Origin of the sequence: Planifilum fimeticola (assembly GCF_003001905.1) — a bacterium.
In the GTDB taxonomy this organism is placed as follows: Bacteria; Bacillota; Bacilli; order Thermoactinomycetales; family DSM-44946; genus Planifilum; species Planifilum fimeticola.
This window is the reverse complement of the sequence record NZ_PVNE01000033.1, coordinates 1-19,868: the sequence shown is the minus strand read 5'-3', so window position 1 is coordinate 19,868 and position 19,868 is coordinate 1. Positions and strand designations below refer to the sequence as shown.

Sequence of the window (19,868 nt, the reverse complement as noted above, 5' to 3'; positions counted from 1 at the left end):
AACACAGCGAGCAACTGCTCCTTGTCCATTGTTCACTGGGATTAAAAGGACGCTTTCCTCCGCTTTTTTCCCATTCTCCGGATCCAAGTGACCGCCAGCAGTAGAAGCGGCGCGAACACCCCGAACACGGAGGAATAGGGCGTCCAGTAGATGTTCACGCTCTCGGTCAGATAAACCTCGCTGGGAACACTGGTTTCGGCAAAGATCATCATGGCGACCGCCAACGGAATGGAAAACAGGCGTGCATCGGGAACGCGCAACAGCGTGCGGATTCCATCCAGAGCAAAAGCAAAGCAGACGATTAACTTGATCTGCACGCAGGCGATCCAGGCGATCAGCGTCAGGGCTTCAATGCGTTCGATGACATCGGTGATCCCCGCTTGTTGGGCCAGGGCGTACAACGGATAAGTGAGATGGGCGGACCATTCGGCTCCGAAAACCATCAGGGTGAACAGGATGGCCAGCGCTAGAAATACCGCCCCCAGAAAATATGCCACGGTCATCCCCCGGAGAAATCCGGTGGTTTCCTCCACCTGCGGAAGGATCCACCCGGTCACGATGACCGTCTCCAGAAAAGGGAAGCCCACGGCGGGATACGCTCCGGCGGCAAGTCGCCTCCATCCTCCGCCCAGGATCGGGAGGAGGTTTTCGGGGTGGAGCCTTCCGATCAGCAACAGAAAGGTCAACGCAATCACCACGATGACGATGATGAGCAACATTTGGCTGAAACGACCGAGGATTTCGGGGCCCAGGCGATAGGCATAGACGGCGACGACCAGGATCAGGAGATGAAACAGCCACAGCGGCGTCCTCGGTTGCAGCATCATCGTCTCGAACATACCCGCATCATTGGTGACGAGAACTCCGAGGTGGATCGCGTAAAACACATATCCGGCCCCCAACAAGGCGCCCGCATAAGGTCCCATGACGGACTGGCACACGTCCACCAGGGATCGCCTTTTATGCATTTGACACAAGATAACCACCATCAGAGGAGTTAGCCATCCGATCAAGGCGGCAAGAGGGACGGACAGCCAAGCGTCCTGTTTGGCCAAAGCGGTGATGATGGCGGGTATATTCAGGATGGCTGTTCCCAGGATAAAGAGGAACATCACAGTCTGGGCTTGGATCGGAGTCATCAATCGATCCTTTATCACACCACTCCCCCTTTCAACCAATCAAACAAGGGGCGTGCCACAGGATCCATCAACCAAATCATCGGTTGGTTGAGATTGGGCAGCGGAAGATCTCCAAATTGCATCAGAATAAGCGCAACATCCATCCCGTACAGCAGGGCACAACCCATCCACAGCCGGAAGGTCTTGGGGGAGGGATCCATCCTCCATTCCCCGATGGCGGCGAGTAGGAATGCGATGGAAAGGGCGATTCCATACATACGTCATCTTCCTTTCGGACTTTCCCTGCCGCTGTGCTGCAATCGCACAGCGATATCGATACGGAATTTCGCCTGCGGCCAAATCCGGTCGCTCCATTGGCCCTTCACCTTTTTCCAGTAAGAGGGATGATATTGAGCCAACAGATTCCCCAATTGGCAATAATCCGCCCGAAACCGTTGGGATGTCCGCAGACTCCTGCGGATTTCGCCGGTCACCTCGCGGGCAACCCGCCCCTCCAATTTCCGGAGGGCGGAAATCCGGTTGAAATCCTCCGACGTGTTGATCTCCTGGATATGCCCCTTCACCACACCTTTCATCGTGAAAGTAAGAGGCCGGAGCGAAGTCACTTCCGTCTTGATCTTCCCGCCTTCCAACCAGACCGTGACACTTCCCCGTTTGGTTCGAATGATGTCCGTTCCGCTCTTCAACAGATTTTTGATCAAAAGATAACCCCGGATCTCCGGAAAATCCACGCGGCCCACCTTTCTCCCGTCTTTTAACACGGCGGCCCCATTAAAGGAGACATCCCCCTCCGTCTCCCTCGCTTCCACCAGCAGCATATCCTTAACCTCGCCGTATTTGACCTGCAACAAATCAAACATCGTGGTCAAGAGCGCCTCACCGGATTCATAGGATTCCTGGTTGATCCTTCTCAAGACGAATCCCCCCAAAAGGGGAGGCTCCACTTTGCGCTCCAAGAATCGGCCCGCGTCGGTACCGGCCACCAGCGCGACGACGATGTCCCGCCGCATTTCGTGGTAGCGTTGAGCGACATCGAGCAGTTGAAACAGACTCTCCCGCCGTGCCAACTCCTCGTTGATCAGGAGCATCTCCATATGAGACCAAAGTCTTCGACGGGAATCCCTCCGGCTGATGTTGCGAACGGCATCGAGCACGGAGTACCCCTCCGCCTGTTTGACGTAATAGGGATGGGGGCGTTCCTGTTGACGCACCATTGCCGTGGGATCGGCGAACTGGATCGTCAGGCGGTAAGGTGCCTGTTTCCCCGGATCGACGGCCGCACCGCTGACGATCGAAAGTTGTTTGATGTCCCTCGCCGACCAGCACCCGCTTGTCGACAAAAGGATCAAAAACAGGGCCATCCACCACGGATACCGCACGTCATCTCCTCCTCCGCCTGCCGAAAAGGGGCTTGTTTTTCAAAAAGGCCGGTTGACGCTGAACGGAGGGCATCGGAAATCGAATGAACACATCGCGCCAGTCACCTGAGCGACCGGGAACAACCGGTGACAGATAGGGGAACCCGAAGGATTTCAGGGATAACAGGTGCAACATGATCAGAAACGTCGCGATGATCAACCCGTAAATCCCGATAAAGGCGGCAAACAGCAGGATCGGAAAGCGCAGAACACGCAATCCGTAGGACAGATGGAAGGCCGAAATCGTAAAGGAGGAAAGACCGGTCGTGGCCGTAACGATCACCGTCACCGGAGCGACCAACCCGGCATTGATCATCGCTTCGCCCACGATCAAAGCCCCGACGATGCTTACGGCCTGTCCCGCCGGCGGCGGAAGACGGATGCCCGCCTCCCGCATCAGTTCAAAGGATACCTCCATCAGAAAAATCTCCAACACCGTCGGCAGGGGTACTCCTTCCCGCTGGGCGACCAGCCGGAAAAACAGCTCCGTGGGAATGAGCTCCGGACGGTACATGACGATCACAACGTAAATGGAAGGCAAAAACAGGGCAAAAAAGGCGGAGATATAGCGGACGATCCGGATGGCCGAAGCCGGAAGGAAGTGAAAATAATAGTCCTCCGACGGATGCAGCAGATCGAACAGAGTTGTGGGCGCGATCAAGGCATAGGGGGAGCCGTCGGTGAGAAGAATGACCCGACCCTCCAACAGACTGGCCACGGCTTTGTCCGGGCGCTCCGTATAATATAGCTGCGGAAACGGAGTCAGGGGATGATCGGCAATAAGTTGTTCCAGATTTCCCGAATCAAAGATGAACTTTTTAATCCTTCGAACCCGCCTGCGCACTTCCTCCACCAATTCGGGCCGGGCAATCCCGTCGAGATAACAAAATGCAATCCGGCTCTTCGCGATTTTGCCCACTTTTACTATTTCGATCCGGAAGCGTTCCGTGGCCAATCTTCGCCGAATCAGCCCGATCGAATCGATGATTGATTCATTGAAGGCTTCATGGGAGCCACGAATCACCACTTCCGTGATCGGCTTGGAAATATCCCGGCGTTTCATATCTTCGACACACGCAGCCAGGGCTCCACGCCGACCGTCCATCAAGATGACGGCAAAGCCGTCCAATAACAGTTCCAACAGCTCAACCTCGTCCTTGATCTGCCGGACATCCCCCGTGTGGATATGTCGATAGAGGTCTTCCTTGGTCAAAGCCCGTTCTCCGGCAGCCCGGTTTAACGGTGCAATCACATCCCGCTCCAGCGTATCGTTGTTGCACAAGCTGGAAAAGAATCCGACGGCAAGCTCCGTCTTCCCTGAAATGCGCCGAAACGTCAAGTCGTGGGAGGATAACAATTTCTCCAGATTTTTCACATCGCGATCCAAATGTCCGGTCAACTCAAAATCAGCCGTATCCATCGATCGATCGGAACGGCCTTTTCCCCGGAACAACCTCATGGAAAATCCCCCCTAGCCTATGCCTGGTTATTATTTCCTCGTCCGCGCCTCAATATGTAAACATCAAATTGAACGTTTACGTCATCGCCGCGTCGGGAAAGCGAATTTTGGACTTCCATTCATACTTAAAGGGGGATCCTGCATGGCTCATCCCGATCGCGCCATCGATCCCGCCATCGTGGAGCACCTCCGCTCCCTCATCGCCGGCGGCATGATGGATAAATATCCTCTCCTCGGTGAAGGATTGAGCGGCAAAGTCTATGAATTTGAGGAATATGCGGTCAAAGTGTTCAAGCCGGATGCCGGCGAAAGAAATGATGCGGTCCTGTTATCCCGCCTTTCGGGTCACGCCTCCTTCCCCCGGATGCACTACCGGGAGAAAGGATGGATGGTTGTGGACAAGGTGAACGGCCCTACCCTGTGGCAAGCCCTTCAGGGGGGAGAAAAACTGGAGGGGCATCTGTACGAACAAATCGAGGCAGCGGTGGAGCATTGCTATGCACGGGGCGTGATTCCCGACGACCTCCACCTGAACAACATCATGGTGGATCAAGAGGGGCGGGTGAAATTTGTGGATGTGGGCCGCTTTTTCCAGACCGAACGCGCGGCGGCCCATAAAGAGGCGTTGACGGAAGACCTGGAAACATTGAAATACTGCGGCCTGTTCCGGTTGTTCTCTTCCTCCAAACCGAAGAAAAAGCTCCGTTGGTTTTCCTCCGACCGTCACCGCCGCCGCAGCCACAGCGGCTCCTCCCCGCGGCGACGGCGCCATTTTTCGTCGGACCGGCACTGGCGTCGCAAAAAATCCTCCTGGTGAGCTTCATCAAAAAAGCCTGGTCTCTGAACCAGGCCTTTTTGTGTCGCCAATCATTGTTCCCTCACTTTGAAAACCAGCCGTATCAATTCCGATTATTTCCCCAATGCAATATTCCTTTATCAACAGGTATTGTTGTTATATCCGATGAAACTGCAGGCTCACCGCAGTCACCTGGATAGTCCCTTCTCCGAAGTGGATGTCAACGCCCAAACAGGCAAAAACTGCGTGCCCCGGAGATCCGCACGGTTGAATCGGGATGGAGACGGAATCGCTTGCGACAGCTTGCCAAAGGAAAAGCAGACCGGCCACAGGCCGGTCCCTAACTTAACCGAAGTCTTTTATTGCGCCAACCCGGGCGGCTTCACTTCTCACGGTTGCGCCGGCAGTGCTCGCTCCGGACCACTTCCTGACGGATTCGACAGTAGCTGTGTTTGGACCCGGAAACCCTCTCACTCCCAAAACTTGCGGTCCAGCACCCGGTACTGGATCGCCTCCGCCATGTGCTCCTCCCGGATCTTCTCCTCCCCCGCCAGGTCGGCAATGGTCCGCGCCACCTTGAGGATGCGGCCGTGGGCCCGGGCGCTGAGTCCGAGGGAGTCGAAGGCCGCCCGGAGCAGGCGGCGGGACGCATCGTCCAGAGGACAATGGCGGCGGATGTCCGACGGGCTCATCCCGCTGTTGGTCTGGTTAGCTCTCCCCTTAAACCGCTCCTCCTGGATCCGCCGCGCCCGATTGACCCGTTCCCGGATCGTCGCGGAGCTCTCCCCTGACTTCGTGGATGTGAGGGTCTTGAAGTCCACCCGCGGTACTTCCACGTGGATGTCGATGCGGTCCAGCAAGGGCCCCGATATCTTGGAACGGTACCGTTGCACCTGGCGGGCGGTACACGTGCAGGGTCGATCCTCCTCCCAACCGAAAAAACCGCAGGGGCAAGCATGCAGAGAACAACCTTGACCTTTCCCTCACCAAACAGACAAAAATGCGGTCCCTTCGATCTCCCTTTTACGACGAAAGCGGGAAAACTCCTGCCGCTCGAATCAGACAGGCCCGAATCAAAAAGGGGCTCTCAATCAAGGAATTATCCGAGATCACGGGGATCAGCACCACAAGCATCAGCAAAATGGAAAACAATCACTCCCGACCTTCCCTCCCCAATTTGCGGACATTGGCTCAGGTGCTGGACGTTCCCATTGCTTTCTTGGGCTGCTTCGAAAACCTTCCGGAACAAACAATCGGTCAAAGGATCAGGAAGGCCCGCTTGTATCACGGATTCACGAAAGAAGAATTTGCGCAGCAGATCGACGTCAATGAGAAGACTCTGCGAAAGTGGGAAACCGGATATTTCGAACCCCTGCCCCATCACCTGGATACTTTGGCCCCATACTTCAAGGCTTTGAATACGAAAGACTACCATTGACGGAAATAGTCGGGGTGTTTTTCGCGCCAACGTCGGGCGGATTCGATGCGTTTTTCACGGTTGCGCTGGTAGTGTTCGTGCTGGACCTCCACCCGACAGATTCGACAGTAACTGTCCAGCACGTCGGGCTTGGCTTTGGATACGGTGACATCTAATGGGGTTCAGTCGAAACTGTTTACCAAAAAATCTTTTTGAATGCAGGACCTCTGGCTGAGGTCGCCGCTCACCCAAAAAACATCACCCCATACAGAATTACACGCCCTGGTATGTCTTTGTTGGGTCTCTTTTATCTTGACGCCGGATGCTGCGACTCATCTGGCGTCTATTTGTTGTCTGGGGGGAGACAAACCACTACAATACAATAAGGTGCAGCAACCTATCACGTACGAAGAAGGGTGGCGAAGTATTTGAGCATTCTGGTTTTGTACGGCAGTCAACGTGAGGAGAGCAACGCCAAAAAGCTGACCCAGGTGGTATTGGAAGGAATCCCCCATCATGCGATCGATCTCAGGAATCACACCATCCTTCCCATCGATGATCGCCGTCATGTTCCGGGCGGATTTCTACCTGTAGACGATGATTACGATACCGTCATCCAAGAGGTGTTGCGCCACGATACGCTGATTTTCAGCTTGCCGATCTATTGGTACGGTATTCCGGGGCGGATGAAAAATTTTTTCGACCGATGGTCGGTCAGCCTGCGGGATTCCCGTTTTGATTTTAAGGAAATCATGCGGCGCAAAACCGCCTACACCATTGCCGTCGGCGGTGACAATCCCCGTGTCAAAGGCTTGCCACTCATTCAACAATTCCAGTACATCTTCGATTTCGTGGGTATAACGTTCGGCGGCTACATCATCGGCCAAGCAAACCAACCGGGGGAAATCGAAAATGACCTCATGGCACTCGCCGAGGCGGAACAGCTGAACCGGATCTTGCGGCAAATCGTTCAGGAATAACTGTAAAAAGACCGGAGTTATCCGGTGCGGCCACTGGCGGTTACAAATGTTTGCGCCGCTCTTCAAAAGAGGGTTCCTTGGATTCCACGGGACTTCTTCACCAGCGGTCCCTGTTCTTACCGGCAAGCGGCATAGGGCCGGCAATCGTTCCGCGGATAGCCCCATTCCGGGATCACGATGCCGAGAGTTTCCTCCGGCCACTCGGCCCGATCGGACTCCTGGTTGCGACCAAATCGGTGGCGGGGATGCTTTTTGCGGCAACGGCTACATCGTTTCAAGGGTATCCTCTCCAAGGCAAGAAAAAAAGACGCTTTCGCGTTAGAATCGAACGGATCCGGTTTTAGGTAGGAAATGAACCGGACGTTCCATGGGGAGGTTTTCCCACCTGTCAATATCAGTCAGGACGAACGCAATGGCGGCTTTGTAACCCCAATTCAAAATAGGGACCGGATCCCTGCCCACTTCCTAATTCTGTTTTAACAACTGCCTGTTTTTGATCAATCCAGCCAAAGCATACAGTACGAGGGTGGTGGCGAAGTGGGCGGAACATTGATTGGGATCCTGCTATACCCGATTCGGAAATGGGTAAGCAATTTTTTTCGAATCGCGTAGGTAGGTTTAATCATGGATAGGCGGGAATAGTGGCGAGTATTGGGGTTTCGACCAGCGGCCTCACCGGGTCTACGACAAGTAGCGGCACCAGTACGGGAACCTCTCCGGCTGGGAAGTCTACCGCTCGCTGGCTGGCGGGGAGTGCTGGTATGACGGGTCCGCCCTACCTGCGGTCAAGGTCTTGCGGGAATTCATCCGAACCCGTGACCCGCGGTCCCAACACCAAACTGGTTCGAATTTCCTCTTTTATGGGAACTAATGTTCGGTTACCCTATAGATGAGGTGAGGGACATGGATCGCGGAAACAAGATGTGGGAGGGGCACAGGGTTATTCTCCCTGAGCACCGGGACCCGTTGTTGGAGCAAAGACAGAGGAAGAATGTGTACCATACGCCGGAGATGGCCGATAATGCGCTGGAGGAAATCAACCGGGTCATCGAATGGTCCCGGGTGAAGAAAAAACCGATCGCGCTGACCTACGCCAACAAGTACGGACCGAAAAGGTTTACCGGCTACGTCACACGCATCGACCCCATCGAGCGGTGGCTGGTGATCCAAAACAGGGAAGACAAGAGGGTGATCCCCCTGTCCAAGATCATCGGAGCCGAAACGGTGACGAACGGGGGATCAACCGAGTAGTCATTTCATGATGTTTCATTCAACACGAACCCTTGAAACACCGGCTCACGCAAGAACCCGGCATGGGTCCGTTTTTTGTACTCCAACCGACAGCGGATCCTCGGCTCCAGATAGACAAACCATCGGTCCTCATGGGTCTTGATCGATTGGGCCACCGGGTAGAAGGCTTTCTGTTCGGTCGGCTCGATCCCAAGTTCCATGATCCCTCCCGGTCTAAGTTGCCCTTCTTCCTCAATGGCAATCAACCATACCAGCTCGTCTTCCGGTATCCGGTAACCACCACTTCGGCCTCTTTCCAGTGGATCACCTTTTGCCAAGACCATGAGCGTTTCCCCGGTTGGTAAGGGGTATCTTTCCGCTTGATGACAATGCCCTCCAAATTGTACAGCGGGTCCAAAGTTTAGTGATCCTTGTTTTCGCCAATCTTTTTCTTGCCAGGCTCAAAGTAGTATTAGGAAAAGAAGTTTTAAAACCATCGGCTAAAAACGGTCGATTTCCCTATCTGAATTTGTCGAAATGAGTAGTATTTTTAAAATGGACTAATATTTACGTTATGTTGTATAATAGTGTTGCAAGACAAACATATCAGGGAGGATGTGGGTGAAATGATCAAACGTTGGTTTGGGTTGTTTATTTCGGTTCTGTTGACCTTGTCCACTTTTGGTCTGACTCCGTCCTCTGCAAATGCTTCCCCGCAAACACCTGAAGAAAAGGCAAGTAAAGAAAAAGCAATCCAAATCGCAAAGGAGTACATTCAAAGGAGTTCGTCGGATTTGTCAAATCGACTGAGTAAGTTACGAGGAAAAGATGTTACGTTTGAAGAAGTTAATAAAGTAATTTCCGATTACTACAAGCAAAACCCTGCGCCCCAAATGGTAGCCAATGACCCCACGATATCGATAGAGGACGTTTTCCCCAAAAAGGTAGAAAAGTATAAAAGTAGGAACAAAGGAAAACCTTTTGTTATCACCGATTTTTTGAAGAAACAACGGCAAAATGAAGAAGATGGAGAACTAATTTCGCTAAATCGTAAAAATGATGGGACAATCGACGTTTTTGTATCTGATATCGGGGGCGTTATTGGGTGTGAATTTGGAACCGTAGATAATGAGCTGAGCAAAAAGGCAAAAACAAAATCCAGTGGAAATGTTGGGATTGCTGCTTACACACCGACTAAGAGGACAACTTGTGTTGCATATACTGCTCTTGGAGACAGAGCGTTCACATTATGGGCGGAAGGCCGATTTTACTATGACGGCAAAACAAGTTGGATTACCCATGCAGATGGGGATTACCAGCGACATCTTTTCGGATCCACAATGGTTCTAGAACCAAGAGCACTGGGGAAAATGAGAACAGTGTATATAGAGGGTCACAGATATTCGGAGGTATACTCTCGTTTGTATTATGAAGCAGTATTCGGAATAAGATGGGCAGGTATTGTCTTGGCTAGTGACACTGTAGAGACCTCGGTTGGTGTTACTGTGACCGGTAATACCTACGGGAGATGTATTAGGTTGTAAGGCTACATTTGAAGTTGAAGAGTCAGGATATTGTAAAACCTGGCTCTTCACCATATTATTAAGTAAGAGTCTGGAAAAGGTTTCGTGGACACAAACAATTTAATGGAGTGATTGGCGTGGCTATTTTACGCTTCATAAGCCTTTGCTTGTTGACCGGATTGTTGATTTATTTTGTCTATACGTTTATTCCCGAAGCGCTTAACATCATTTTCTGGGGTGCTGTAATTATCCTTCCTGCGCTCCTTTATTTGGCGTTCAGGGAAGAATGGAAACGGTTGACCAAAAAGAAAAACGAGTAGGAGGTGGGGGCTACCCGCCACCCCCTCACACCAGTGTAAGTACCTGTTGGTAATCCGCACCTCGTAAACCGGGATTTTGTCATGTTGATCATCATGGAGCAGCGAAGACCTGCTCCGTTTTGTTCGGTAAACTTCACAACACGAATCCTTGAAACACCGTCTCACGCAGAAATCCGGCGTGGGTTCTTTTTTTGTACTTCACCCGACAGCGGATCCGCGGCTCCAGATAGACAAACCGTCGGTCTTCATGGGTCTTAATCGATTGAGCCACCAGATAAAAGGCCTTCCGTTCGGTCGGACCCATACCAAGTTCCATGATTCCTCCCGGTCTGAGCCCATCTTCCTCGACAGAAATCAACCACCCCGGCTCATCTTTCCGGTACCCAGTAATGACCACTTCGGCTTCTTTCCAGTGAATCACCTTCTGCCACGACCAAGAGCGTTTTCCCGGCTGGTAAGGAGCATCTTTCCTCTTGATGACAATGCCCTCCAACCCGGCATCCCCTGTAGCCTGAAAAAGGCCCGTTGCGCCACCCTCAATGAATCGAATCCGTGCCAAGACGTCGTTCTCTTTCACGACCTCATCCAGCAAGGCCTTCCTCTCCACCAGCGGAAGGTCAACAACCGATTTTCCCCGGTGGTACAGGATATCAAAAACCACGTACTGAACCGGAAGCTCCCGGACCAACCGCTCGATCTTCTTAGGATTCCGGGCCTGAAGCCGCTTCATGACCCACTCAAAATCCGATCGGCCGTGGTCATCCGTAACGATCAGTTCCCCATCCAGCACCGTTCCTTTGGGAATGGAGAACTGCTTTAACTCCGGGAATCGCGCCGACACCTCATTCCCGTGTCGGGTGTAAGCCTTCATCCCGTCTATCGTGGACAAGATCAATCGAAACCCGTCCATCTTGGGTTCCGCAATGATTCCCTCATTGTCAAAAGGCCGCTCAGCTTTCTGTACCAACATGGGAGAGATAAACATTTCGATCACCTATTCCCAGAATATCAGAACGGATGATCGATGGAGGCTGGGAAACGAAGGGAAATCCATTCGAGGTTTCGAAAAATCATAAAGGGGGTGATACGGAATGGCTATCAAAATAGGAGAATCGGATAAGTTGGCGAAACAGTGGGGAAATAAACCTTGTTCCCATCCTTCTGTTGAAAAGGAAATTGATTGGTATGGAATGCAAACGGGAGATGTCATTTGCACGCAATGTGGCGCCGCTTTCTTTGGTAAAGATGCTTGGAGGAAAGCGCGGGAAAAAGCACTGGAAGAGGAAAAGAAGCGTGGAAAATAAAATCCCAACCAAACACGGTTGGGTTGGGATTTTGTTTTTATTCCTCTATACAAAAAAGGCTGTTGCCCCCTTCTTTGCAACAGCCTCATCCCTTCCGTGATGGAAGAGTTTTAAGGGACTGAAAATGAGGGTTCCCATGTCAAGCGTCAGTGAAAATGTCACCATAACACATCTGTGATTTTGTCACCTTAACCTTGGTCTGACAGCCTGCTAACCCGATGACGACTGGCCATGACCTCGATTTTGAGGTATCATGGAGTCGGGTTTTGGTGTTACCCAGGCTTTGCGCCATGGGTGATTGGGAGCAGGCTTACGGGGCTTCGTAACGCCTGCTTTTTCTTTTTCCGGCTTTGACGCAGGCTTTCGAACCGGTTTTTCCACCCGCTTGACGGGCAGGATCTCCCCGTTACGCTCGATGCACACTGAACCGTCCAGGGTCTGGCGAACCTCCACCTCCGTTTTGAGCGGAAGGATGCGGTCGGATACGATCTTGTATGTGTGCCCCTGGTACGAGATCGTTTGACCTGAACCCACTTTCCGGTATACCCCTCGGTAGCAGAGGATGTGCTTCAAGGCGCGGGGGTGGGTGTAAGGGACGAAGGCGGAATCTTTTTCAGCCGGCTCCACGGCGAACAGCCGATTGTGTTTTTCGATCAACTCGGGCAGAACCGCGTTTCCTTCGTCGACGGAGCCGACATTTCGCAAACGGAGCTCAATGATCCAGCGGTCCTGTGTTGTCTGGAAGCATCGCTCAATCCGTCCCTTGGCTTGCGGAGACAGGGCTTTGATATGCCCGATCCCCAATTCCTCCAGGGCCAGTCCAAACTGCGTTTTTTGGGGACTGAGACCGGCCAGTTCCTGTTCCACCGTCAATGTCTCGTTGGGGGACGCGAAGATGCGGTGACGATCGGTATAGACAGCGACAGGAAGGCCATGGTTCTGGATTACATCCGTGAGGAGACGGAAATATCCGGCCAAGTCCTCCGTGGGTTGGAACCGGGCCGCCAGGATGGCACCGGTGGCATCATCCACCGCTTTCAACAACACGCAAGGCTCTCCCCGGTCTTCAAACCAGGCATGGGGGCTGGCATCGAGGTGAACCAACAAGCCGGCTTGCGGTTTTCGCGGCCGGGGACGATGGGCTTTGGGGGGACGGCGTTTGCGTGCCGGTCGGATCCCGGCGGAGCGCAAGACTCGCCGCACGGTGGAAGGGCTGACCCGGATGCCCTCGTACTCCGCCAGCAATTCAGCAAAGTGATGGTCGTTGGATCCTTTATACCGTTCGCTTTGGTACAACTCCCGATGGTGTGTCGCAGGTCTTCCGACAAGGCATGCGCCGGCTTTCTTCCCCGGTTCTTATGTACAATCCCTTCTTCCCCCTCCTGAAGAACCCGGGCTTTGATCCGGTACACCTGTCGAACGCTGAGCCCCAACAGCACAGCGGCTTCACGAGTGGTGATCTGTTGATGAAGGAGACGTTGGATGACAGCCAAACGTTTGACTTCTTTTCTGCTCATGGTAATCGTCTTCTCTCCCATAACTGACATTTTCTCAGACGCGTTATGGGGTGACAATATCACAGACGCACAACAGAAAATGAGGGTTCCCATATACAAACGGAGAGATAGAGATTATGATAAAGTTAAAACCATCACACGGGAGAGCTGAAATGATCCGGGAACTGACGGAAGCGGACAGGCAGAAGGTGTTGGACTTCCTGATGCCGGAAAGCTCATTCAACCTGTTTCTGATCGGCGACATCCACAACTACGGTTTCTGCCGGGAGTTTCAGCGATTGTGGGGTGATTTTGATAACCAGGGGAACCTGCGGGCGGTGTTGCTCAGGTACTACGGGAACTATATCCCGTACTCCCGCAGGAAATTTGACGCGAAGGGGTTTGCCCGTCTGACCTTGGAGAGGGGGGATCTCAAGATCTTCTCCGGGATCAAGGAGATCGTGGACCAGTTCCAGTCACTGAACCTGTTGCCTCTGGACTGGGCCAATCGGCGGAATCTCCATTTTGCCGAACTGGATCGGGCAGAGCAGCTTTTCCTGGACGGTATGAATGATATATATCAAGTGCGCAAGGGAACGATTGACGACGTGCCGGCGATGACGGCCCTGATACACCAGATCGAAGAGTTCGCGCCCGATGACAGCACGGAACCGGCGCTGCGGCAGGCGTTTGAAACCGGCGATGGCCGTACATACGTGGTGACCCGGGAAGGCGAAATGGTGTCCATGGCCCGCACCACGGCCGAAAATCCGCATTCGGCGATGATTGTGGGCGTGGCAACGCATCCCGCACACCGCCGGCAGGGCCTCGCCAGCCTAGCCATGTCTCATCTGTGCCGGGAAGTGCTGGCGGAGGGGAAAAAGCTCTGCCTCTTTTACGATAACCCGGCGGCCGGGACCATCTATCGCCGGATCGGGTTCCGGGAGATCGGGATGTGGAGCATGGTGAATGCAGAACAGGGGAAATGAGGCGGGAATGACATGAAAACAATCGAGATTTGACGGCAACCGGTTGTTTATCATTCGAATTCAACAAAAAAAGCTGTGGACCCTTCTTTGTCAACAGCCTCACCCAACCAAACACGGTCGGGTCTTTTGCTGATTCTTCTAAACAAATCCGGTTAACCAAAAAAGCCCCTCATGGGAGGGACTCGCAAGCCACATTGTCCTTGTCCGGGTCCAACCGATGGGGGTCCTTCTCCGGGCCTCCTGCCGCTTCATAGAACTCCTGCGCTTCCTCTTGGGTCTTGAAGTCCGAACAGTCACGGTCTGAGCCATGGGGATCATAGGGATCGACATTAAATCGTTTTTCCGTCTCGAACCACAGCGTGACCCTCAAATGACGAGCTCTGATACTTCTCCCTGCACCACTTCTCCTCGTTGAACGCTTCATTCGTCACATAACCCGGACATTGCCAAACCCCGAGCTTCTTCTCCTTCGCGAACTGCTCCGCTTCCCTGAATGCATCTAGGTGTCGACGGGACTCGTATACATACCCCACCCGGGCGAGTCCTTTTTCCAAAAGCTCCTCCTGCACGTTCTGTCCGTCCACGTAGACATAGGCCAAAACCCGACCGTATTTGTCCTTCTTCTCCACGTCATATTCCAATGTGATCGTTTCGCTTTCTCCAGTATGTTCTTGGTGAAATCACTGGCCTTTTTCCCCATGGGCTGTTCCCCCAGCTCGGGGTGCTTGGTCTCGGGTGTGTCGATGAGAAGAAAACGAACCGTCTCGACCTTGCCGTCGATCTTCAGCTTGGCAGTATCTCCATCCACATGCTCTACAAACTCCGCTTCTTCGGCGTCCTTCGGTTCCTTTACCGAGTTTTCTCGAAAGTACGCTATACCAGTTGCCGCCTTCTGCAAGAAGCTTTCATCCACCATACTTTCAGGAGATGCCTTATGGGGAGAAGTTACCTCCTGCTCCGACCCACAACCAGCCAAAAACACCAGCACTGAGATCAACAACAGAACCCAGCGACTTCTCATGTATTCGCCCTCCCCACTTTCTTTTGATCCTCGTCGCTAGTCCTTACCGCTTCATTTCTGCCCTTCACTCTGTGACTTAAATTGTTCGATCTGTTTCCTCGTTTAGACCGGTCGGCCTCCAACATGGGTGGCCGGCTCGAGAAGAATGCCACGATCGCGATAGACAGACACCTTGGCCTTAGGCTAAGCTCTCGCACCTCCAATGCCCAGGCTTCGATCTGCTGGATCGCCTGGACCTTCCGCTCTTCATCTCCCTTCTGTTTCGGCTCCCACCGTTCGATCAGGTCTAGTAGCAGTCGGCTGACTTCCTTCTTCCAGTCGGTAGCTCTCACCTCTTCCTCAAAGTAGGTGGCGAACTACTAGTCACTCACCTTGTCGGCGTCCTTCCTCCTGCATTATGGCTTGGAACACTTGCAACCCTGTCTGTACAGCCAAAGCCAGCAATCTCTCTTTGGCGGATTCCATGATATTGGCCAGTGAGATCTGGATGGAAGAATGGCCCTGGTTCTTTTCTTCTCTTTCGTGTAGACTTTTCATAGTGACGGTTTCTCCTTTCTTGGTTTGCCCACCACCGTTATACCAAACGGTTCAGGAGACCGCCACATTCATTTTCCAACGATATTTGGGACATAGCCTACACGTCTCGCGATAAAGGTATCGGGTTGAAAAAAACTTGGACGAAATAAGGACTACAACTGACTCCATATATTCATCCGCACGTGCCTGAGGGAGTTGTGCCGCGAGTGCCTTAGCTATTCAACGAAACGGAGCGGCACGGTGGAAACGCTCGATTGGTCGAGTACCGTTTCCTTGTCGATCCCCCGATTGAAGAGAGGTTTGAAAAGTGATGAAAAGTGTTGACCACAATGTAAGGTATTAGTAATATGGTGTACAAGGAGGTAGATTTTCGTGGAACGAGAGTTTCTCACTACGGCGCAAGCTGCAAAATATCTAGGGGTTAGTGTTTCAACGCTGTACAGAGCAGTTTCCCAAAAGGCTCTCTCATGCATTCGCACACCGGGCGGACAGCGGCGCTTTCTTCGGTCGGAATTGGATGATTACTTGGAACGGAGTCGGTTTAATACAGCTCCGCAAAACCCTAGCCAATACAAACAGGGGAAATCGCTCGTCATGGTAGCAAATGAACCAACCGTTAAGGTGAAATCTGAATACGAATACGTTCCTGACGTGACATCCTCTAAACCAACGAATGAACACTCTCCCAAGGAACGGGAGACCGCCTCAACGGATAAATCCACTCAGGAGCCTTCGAATACGAAGCGTGTGGTTCGCAATACCTTGAACGATCTGTCTGGAAAAGAATGGATTGCCGAAACTAAAACTGTATGGTTTCAGAAAGGCTTGGGAAGTTCTCACCCCGAAGCACAAATTGAACGCCTGCATCCTGCACCATTTTCGTATCAAGACGTTGCTCGTCTTATCAGGTTTTTCACCAAACAGGGACAGAGAGTGTTAGATCCCTTCGTTGGTGTCGGTTCAACCCTAAAAGCCGCTGTCCTTAACGGACGAGATGCAGTCGGCATTGAGATCGTTGAAAAATGGGTTGAACTATCCCACAAAAGAATGGAAACAGAAGTTGGTGAAAGAGCTACCGGGACCTACAAGGTGATCCATGGTGACTCGACAATAGAGATCCCCCGTCTTGCTAGTCAAGGAGAGCTTTTCGACTTTATAGTCACAAGTCCCCCTTACTGGTCCATCCTGGGCAAGAAGCCTGATCATAAAGTCAAAGAGGTCCGCCTCAAGCAAGGAGTAGACGTCAAGTATAGCAATGATGAAAGAGACCTCGGAAACATCGAGGATTATGACCTCTTCTTAGACAGGCTCAGCGAATTTTTCTTGAATTGTTGGGATGTACTCCACCCAGGTAAGTACATGGCGATTGTCGTCAGTGACTTCCGACATGGGTCTAAATACATTCCCTTTCACTCGGACCTGTTAAACCGGCTCACTAAATCCAGCACGCACCGACAGTTTGAATTGCATGGTATCAAGATACTAGTCCAGAACCATAAGAAGCTCTATCCTTACGGGTATCCCAGTACATATGTACCCAACATTCACCACCAGTACGTGTTGATATTCCGAAAGCCTAAAATCAAAGCGAAGAGAGGTACGACTGTTGCCGCTAATTACGAACATCACACAGCAGCTGACTAAGTTTAAGGAGTTACCGTACCGACAACCGCCCTATAATTCAAGGCACTGGGGACACACGCTCCACAATCTATGCTCCTATCCGAGCAAGTTGAAGCCAGCAATCGCCCACATACTTGTGAGGTACTTTACCAAGCCAGGCGACACCGTTCTTGATCCGTTTGCGGGTATAGGTACAGTGCCCCTAGCTTCCTGCCTTGAAGGACGAATTGGGATTGGTGTTGATCTTAACCCGCTAGGATATTGGGCATCGTTGGCCAAGACAAACGTCCCCGATCAGGAGTTCATTCAGCCCATTCTGTCGGATCTAACCGAAAAACTATCTAGAATTGATACGGCCAAGGTCTTGGAGCGTGAGCCGTATGAAGAAGAGATCCGCCAGTTTTTTCACGAGCAGACGTTTGCAGAGATACTCACGACAAGAAGATACCTGTTAGACCGTCTGCAGATGACATCATCAGCCTTGGACCGAGCTGCATTGGCATTTGTAGGAACCTGTGTTGCTCACATTCTTCATGGTAACCGACCATATGCACTAAGTAGGAGAAGTCACAATATCATCCCAATCCCACCCAAAGGCGAATTCCAGTATAAGTCGTTGTTGGTTTCCTTAAGAAAAAAGTTAGTCTCGATGTACAAAGAACCTTTGCCTCCAGAGTATACCCCAGGCCAAGCCTATCATGGCTCCGTTTTGAACTTGCCTTTTGAAGCGAATAGTATTGATACGGTAATCACGTCGCCACCTTTTCTCGGAACAACAGATTTCTTACGCCACAACCGAGTTCGCTTGTGGTTTTGCGGTTGGGATTATGCCTACCAAGCACAACAGAAAACTAGCGGACAGTTCTTTGAGTACGTCAGGACGTGCGACCCATATGTAAACGTCTTGCGAGAATTAGCCCGTGTATTGAAACCCCAAAGTCTTTTGATTATGCATCTTGGCGTGGTCAAGAAATTAGACATGGCAGTAGAAATCGAGCGTCTCGCTCTCGAAAGAAATCTCTTTGAATCTATGGGAATTGTATATGAGGACGCAACTAACCTGGAGAGCCACGGACGAGTTGATCGTGGGAGCACTCACCATCACGCATTTCTGTTCTTACGTAAAAGATGAGTGAATTTTAGGTGAGGTGGGAACCCCTGTGAGGCTATTGACATACCCAGCGGAAAAACCGCTGGGTTTGTATGCTAGTAGGAAGAAAATAGAGAAGAACGGACGGAGGGAGATTATGAAAAAATACCCGCCTTTGCGCCCCTTACTCCTCTTCCAGGAGAGCAAGGCCATTTTCTTGATATTTTGACTCACGGCGGTAAGGAGGCATTGCTCCATTACTCTGGCAAGCCCCCTCATCCGTGCGTAGCGAAGTCCGTACAGTTCCTTCTCATCTGCGATCGCTCGATCGTTTCATTCCTTATGCTTGTAGAGCTCTTTTCCCCGCTCGCTTAACCGGTTCTGACAAACCCACTCCTTGGCATCTTCCCATACGTGGCGGGTGATGGTTTTTACATGGTTCTTCGAACACGTGCACCAGGATAAAAATGGACAATCCCGACATGATTGAGGATCGGACTTGTACTCGCGGTATCCTTGGCGGTTAGTTGTTCGGTAAGTCAGTTCATTGTTTTCCCGGACATTTGTACACATTACACTCAGCGTTGTACTTGAACTGCCATTTGTGAAACAATCCTGTTTGCGGATGGAAACGATGATGAGCAATGACGGCAAAGATCCCTTGCTCTTTCAAGGCATGGCAAATCGGACTCGTCAGGTATCCGGCGTCCAGCGCCACGGCTTCCACTTCAAAGCCGAAACGTTCCTTCTGCCGTTTCAGACGAGCCAAGTAGGGGTTTGGCGTCGTGCAGGTTTCCCGGTGTGACGTGCACGTCTGTAATGAGGTTGTGTTTGCCGTCCAGATAGAAACCCTTCCGGTTTGCTTCTCGCACCATGCAGCCGCTTCCGGATCATCAATAGCACGCTAACCTATGATCAGTTTGTCTGATGGAGACGGGACCAATCCTGGAAACAGCTTCTGGAGCCTATTTTAACCAAGTTAGATGCCGTCGGGGAACTTGTGACGGAAAAGAACGGTCCTTAACTGTTTGATCACCCCGGGTCAACAGGAAGAGCACCCTAATTAAAACACGTTATGGATGCCAGTGGAAAGACGGACCGGGCACGGCCGGTCGTTAACTGCCGATCGGGAATACAGCTATCTCATCTGTCGGGCTTTTCTCCGTCGGCGAGGAATTCCACACACGTTCCCTGAACGGAGAAATCAGAAAGTACAAAGCTCCCGACGACGGGGAGACCTTTAGCCTTTAACCGGGAGATATTTGCCCGTTGCAATGTAATGGAGTGCAGTGGTGCGTCAATCGTCTGAATCAGTAGAGGAGAATCGCCACCCGTTATGATAAACGAGGGTTCAACTTCAGTGCTGCTATCATCATTGTTGCCTTCATGATCCGGTTAACTTCTTGAATCATCAGACACGCCCTAGAAGCGTTGTGAAATAGTCCTGTATACAAACGGCTACTTACGAAAACATCCACCTGAATTGACATGACAATCCAAAGCTGTGTTCGTTTCGGGGGGAATCG

Annotated in this window: 19 protein-coding genes and 5 pseudogenes; 10 read left to right on the top strand and 14 right to left on the bottom strand. The window is 51.9% G+C overall.

What is annotated here, in order from left to right; genetic code table 11:
- Nucleotides 1-41: 41 nt before the first annotated feature.
- Genes CLV97_RS15885 through CLV97_RS15870 form a run of 4 tightly spaced genes read right to left on the bottom strand, consistent with a single transcriptional unit; the run spans nucleotide 42 to nucleotide 4,016 of the window.
- Complete coding sequence (locus CLV97_RS15885; RefSeq protein WP_106346514.1) at nucleotides 42-1,157, bottom strand: GerAB/ArcD/ProY family transporter; 1,116 nt, start codon at nucleotides 1,155-1,157, stop codon at nucleotides 42-44.
- The gene (locus tag CLV97_RS15880) at nucleotides 1,154-1,396 is read right to left on the bottom strand and encodes a hypothetical protein (RefSeq protein WP_106346513.1); all 243 of its coding nucleotides are present in this window, start codon (nucleotides 1,394-1,396) and stop codon (nucleotides 1,154-1,156) included. The genes CLV97_RS15885 and CLV97_RS15880 overlap by 4 nt, the downstream gene beginning before the upstream one ends.
- A gap of 3 nt (nucleotides 1,397-1,399) precedes the next feature.
- Entirely contained in the window at nucleotides 1,400-2,518 is a 1,119-nt protein-coding gene (locus tag CLV97_RS15875; protein WP_106346512.1) for a Ger(x)C family spore germination protein, read from the bottom strand.
- Between the two features lies 1 nt (nucleotide 2,519).
- The gene (locus CLV97_RS15870; RefSeq protein ID WP_106346511.1) at nucleotides 2,520-4,016 is read right to left on the bottom strand and encodes a spore germination protein; all 1,497 of its coding nucleotides are present in this window, start codon (nucleotides 4,014-4,016) and stop codon (nucleotides 2,520-2,522) included.
- Nucleotides 4,017-4,158: 142 nt separating this feature from the next.
- Between CLV97_RS15870 and CLV97_RS15865 the strand changes: the two genes are divergently transcribed.
- Entirely contained in the window at nucleotides 4,159-4,833 is a 675-nt protein-coding gene (locus tag CLV97_RS15865) for a protein kinase domain-containing protein (protein WP_170070576.1), read from the top strand.
- A 449-nt stretch (nucleotides 4,834-5,282) separates the two neighbouring features.
- On the opposite strand, the gene CLV97_RS15860 is transcribed toward CLV97_RS15865, so the two are convergent.
- Nucleotides 5,283-5,774, bottom strand: coding sequence for a magnesium chelatase subunit ChlI family protein (locus tag CLV97_RS15860; protein ID WP_106346509.1), 492 nt, complete (start codon nucleotides 5,772-5,774; stop codon nucleotides 5,283-5,285).
- A 38-nt stretch (nucleotides 5,775-5,812) separates the two neighbouring features.
- Between CLV97_RS15860 and CLV97_RS15855 the strand changes: the two genes are divergently transcribed.
- The 3 genes from CLV97_RS15855 (at nucleotide 5,813) to CLV97_RS15840 (ending at nucleotide 8,460) form a co-directional block, all read left to right on the top strand.
- Entirely contained in the window at nucleotides 5,813-6,250 is a 438-nt protein-coding gene (locus CLV97_RS15855) for a helix-turn-helix domain-containing protein (RefSeq protein WP_106346508.1), read from the top strand.
- Between the two features lie 407 nt (nucleotides 6,251-6,657).
- Entirely contained in the window at nucleotides 6,658-7,209 is a 552-nt protein-coding gene (locus CLV97_RS15850) for a flavodoxin family protein (protein ID WP_106346507.1), read from the top strand.
- 903 nt (nucleotides 7,210-8,112) lie between these two features.
- Nucleotides 8,113-8,460 carry a YolD-like family protein gene (locus CLV97_RS15840; RefSeq protein WP_170070575.1) on the top strand — a complete coding sequence of 116 codons (348 nt, stop codon included), beginning with the start codon at nucleotides 8,113-8,115 and terminating at the stop codon, nucleotides 8,458-8,460.
- A 5-nt stretch (nucleotides 8,461-8,465) separates the two neighbouring features.
- Here CLV97_RS15840 and CLV97_RS15835 read toward each other — a convergent pair whose 3' ends face one another.
- Together CLV97_RS15835 and CLV97_RS18270 are read right to left on the bottom strand one after the other, a co-directional pair.
- Entirely contained in the window at nucleotides 8,466-8,660 is a 195-nt protein-coding gene (locus tag CLV97_RS15835; RefSeq protein ID WP_106346504.1) for a hypothetical protein, read from the bottom strand.
- Nucleotides 8,661-8,701: 41 nt separating this feature from the next.
- Complete coding sequence (locus CLV97_RS18270; RefSeq protein WP_170070574.1) at nucleotides 8,702-8,857, bottom strand: ATP-dependent DNA ligase; 156 nt, start codon at nucleotides 8,855-8,857, stop codon at nucleotides 8,702-8,704.
- Between the two features lie 208 nt (nucleotides 8,858-9,065).
- Between CLV97_RS18270 and CLV97_RS15830 the strand changes: the two genes are divergently transcribed.
- Nucleotides 9,066-9,983 carry a hypothetical protein gene (locus tag CLV97_RS15830; RefSeq protein WP_106346503.1) on the top strand — a complete coding sequence of 306 codons (918 nt, stop codon included), beginning with the start codon at nucleotides 9,066-9,068 and terminating at the stop codon, nucleotides 9,981-9,983.
- Between the two features lie 432 nt (nucleotides 9,984-10,415).
- On the opposite strand, the gene CLV97_RS15820 is transcribed toward CLV97_RS15830, so the two are convergent.
- Nucleotides 10,416-11,252, bottom strand: coding sequence for an ATP-dependent DNA ligase (locus CLV97_RS15820; RefSeq protein WP_281257624.1), 837 nt, complete (start codon nucleotides 11,250-11,252; stop codon nucleotides 10,416-10,418).
- 121 nt (nucleotides 11,253-11,373) lie between these two features.
- On the opposite strand from CLV97_RS15820, the gene CLV97_RS15815 reads away from it, so the two are divergent.
- Nucleotides 11,374-11,586 carry a hypothetical protein gene (locus CLV97_RS15815; protein ID WP_106346500.1) on the top strand — a complete coding sequence of 71 codons (213 nt, stop codon included), beginning with the start codon at nucleotides 11,374-11,376 and terminating at the stop codon, nucleotides 11,584-11,586.
- A gap of 210 nt (nucleotides 11,587-11,796) precedes the next feature.
- Here the strand turns inward: CLV97_RS15815 and CLV97_RS15810 are convergent.
- Nucleotides 11,797-13,103 (bottom strand): annotated as a pseudogene (locus CLV97_RS15810) (ISNCY family transposase).
- 152 nt (nucleotides 13,104-13,255) lie between these two features.
- Between CLV97_RS15810 and CLV97_RS15805 the strand changes: the two are divergent.
- A complete protein-coding gene (locus tag CLV97_RS15805; RefSeq protein ID WP_170070573.1) occupies nucleotides 13,256-14,071 on the top strand; it encodes a GNAT family N-acetyltransferase in 816 nt (271 codons plus the stop codon).
- A 169-nt stretch (nucleotides 14,072-14,240) separates the two neighbouring features.
- Here CLV97_RS15805 and CLV97_RS18995 read toward each other — a convergent pair whose 3' ends face one another.
- The 3 genes and pseudogenes from CLV97_RS18995 to CLV97_RS18990 form a co-directional block, all read right to left on the bottom strand.
- Nucleotides 14,241-14,495 (bottom strand): excalibur calcium-binding domain-containing protein, encoded by a 255-nt coding sequence (locus tag CLV97_RS18995; RefSeq protein ID WP_106346498.1) that lies wholly within the window; start codon nucleotides 14,493-14,495, stop codon nucleotides 14,241-14,243.
- Nucleotides 14,401-14,987 (bottom strand): annotated as a pseudogene (locus CLV97_RS15795) (thermonuclease family protein). Before CLV97_RS15795 ends, CLV97_RS18995 begins: the two are co-directional and overlap by 95 nt.
- Nucleotides 14,988-15,476: 489 nt before the next feature.
- Nucleotides 15,477-15,629, bottom strand: a pseudogene (locus CLV97_RS18990) (IS256 family transposase); the annotation flags it as partial.
- A 372-nt stretch (nucleotides 15,630-16,001) separates the two neighbouring features.
- Here CLV97_RS18990 and CLV97_RS15785 point away from each other — a divergent pair.
- The 3 genes and pseudogenes from CLV97_RS15785 to CLV97_RS15780 all read left to right on the top strand — a co-directional run bounded on the left by CLV97_RS15785 (nucleotide 16,002) and on the right by CLV97_RS15780 (nucleotide 18,384).
- Nucleotides 16,002-17,273 (top strand): DNA methyltransferase, encoded by a 1,272-nt coding sequence (locus CLV97_RS15785; RefSeq protein ID WP_106346495.1) that lies wholly within the window; start codon nucleotides 16,002-16,004, stop codon nucleotides 17,271-17,273.
- Nucleotides 17,236-17,490: pseudogene (locus tag CLV97_RS18870) on the top strand (DNA methyltransferase); the annotation flags it as partial. The gene CLV97_RS15785 and the pseudogene CLV97_RS18870, both read left to right, overlap by 38 nt.
- Before the next feature lie 33 nt (nucleotides 17,491-17,523).
- Nucleotides 17,524-18,384 (top strand): hypothetical protein, encoded by an 861-nt coding sequence (locus CLV97_RS15780; protein WP_245891647.1) that lies wholly within the window; start codon nucleotides 17,524-17,526, stop codon nucleotides 18,382-18,384.
- Here CLV97_RS15780 and CLV97_RS18985 read toward each other — a convergent pair.
- Both CLV97_RS18985 and CLV97_RS18265 read right to left on the bottom strand, forming a co-directional pair.
- Nucleotides 18,370-18,915 (bottom strand): annotated as a pseudogene (locus CLV97_RS18985) (transposase). The gene CLV97_RS15780 and the pseudogene CLV97_RS18985 overlap by 15 nt on opposite strands.
- Complete coding sequence (locus tag CLV97_RS18265) at nucleotides 18,887-19,111, bottom strand: hypothetical protein (RefSeq protein WP_170070571.1); 225 nt, start codon at nucleotides 19,109-19,111, stop codon at nucleotides 18,887-18,889. The pseudogene CLV97_RS18985 and the gene CLV97_RS18265 overlap by 29 nt, the downstream one beginning before the upstream one ends.
- Between the last annotated feature and the right edge of the window lie 757 nt (nucleotides 19,112-19,868).

Excerpts from the sequence above, each read along its gene's own strand:
- CLV97_RS15830 (WP_106346503.1), top strand. The coding sequence starts at position 9,066 with ATGATCAAACGTTGGTTTGGGTTGTTTATTTCGGTTCTGTTGACCTTG.
- CLV97_RS15865 (WP_170070576.1), top strand. The coding sequence starts at position 4,159 with ATGGCTCATCCCGATCGCGCCATCGATCCCGCCATCGTGGAGCACCTC.
- CLV97_RS15815 (WP_106346500.1), top strand. The coding sequence starts at position 11,374 with ATGGCTATCAAAATAGGAGAATCGGATAAGTTGGCGAAACAGTGGGGA.
- CLV97_RS15855 (WP_106346508.1), top strand. The coding sequence starts at position 5,813 with ATGCGGTCCCTTCGATCTCCCTTTTACGACGAAAGCGGGAAAACTCCT.
- CLV97_RS15840 (WP_170070575.1), top strand. The coding sequence starts at position 8,113 with ATGGATCGCGGAAACAAGATGTGGGAGGGGCACAGGGTTATTCTCCCT.
- CLV97_RS15835 (WP_106346504.1), bottom strand. The coding sequence starts at position 8,660 with ATGGAACTTGGGATCGAGCCGACCGAACAGAAAGCCTTCTACCCGGTG.
- CLV97_RS15805 (WP_170070573.1), top strand. The coding sequence starts at position 13,256 with ATGATCCGGGAACTGACGGAAGCGGACAGGCAGAAGGTGTTGGACTTC.
- CLV97_RS15820 (WP_281257624.1), bottom strand. The coding sequence starts at position 11,252 with ATGTTGGTACAGAAAGCTGAGCGGCCTTTTGACAATGAGGGAATCATT.
- CLV97_RS18995 (WP_106346498.1), bottom strand. The coding sequence starts at position 14,495 with ATGAAGCGTTCAACGAGGAGAAGTGGTGCAGGGAGAAGTATCAGAGCT.
- CLV97_RS15880 (WP_106346513.1), bottom strand. The coding sequence starts at position 1,396 with ATGTATGGAATCGCCCTTTCCATCGCATTCCTACTCGCCGCCATCGGG.
- CLV97_RS15870 (WP_106346511.1), bottom strand. The coding sequence starts at position 4,016 with ATGAGGTTGTTCCGGGGAAAAGGCCGTTCCGATCGATCGATGGATACG.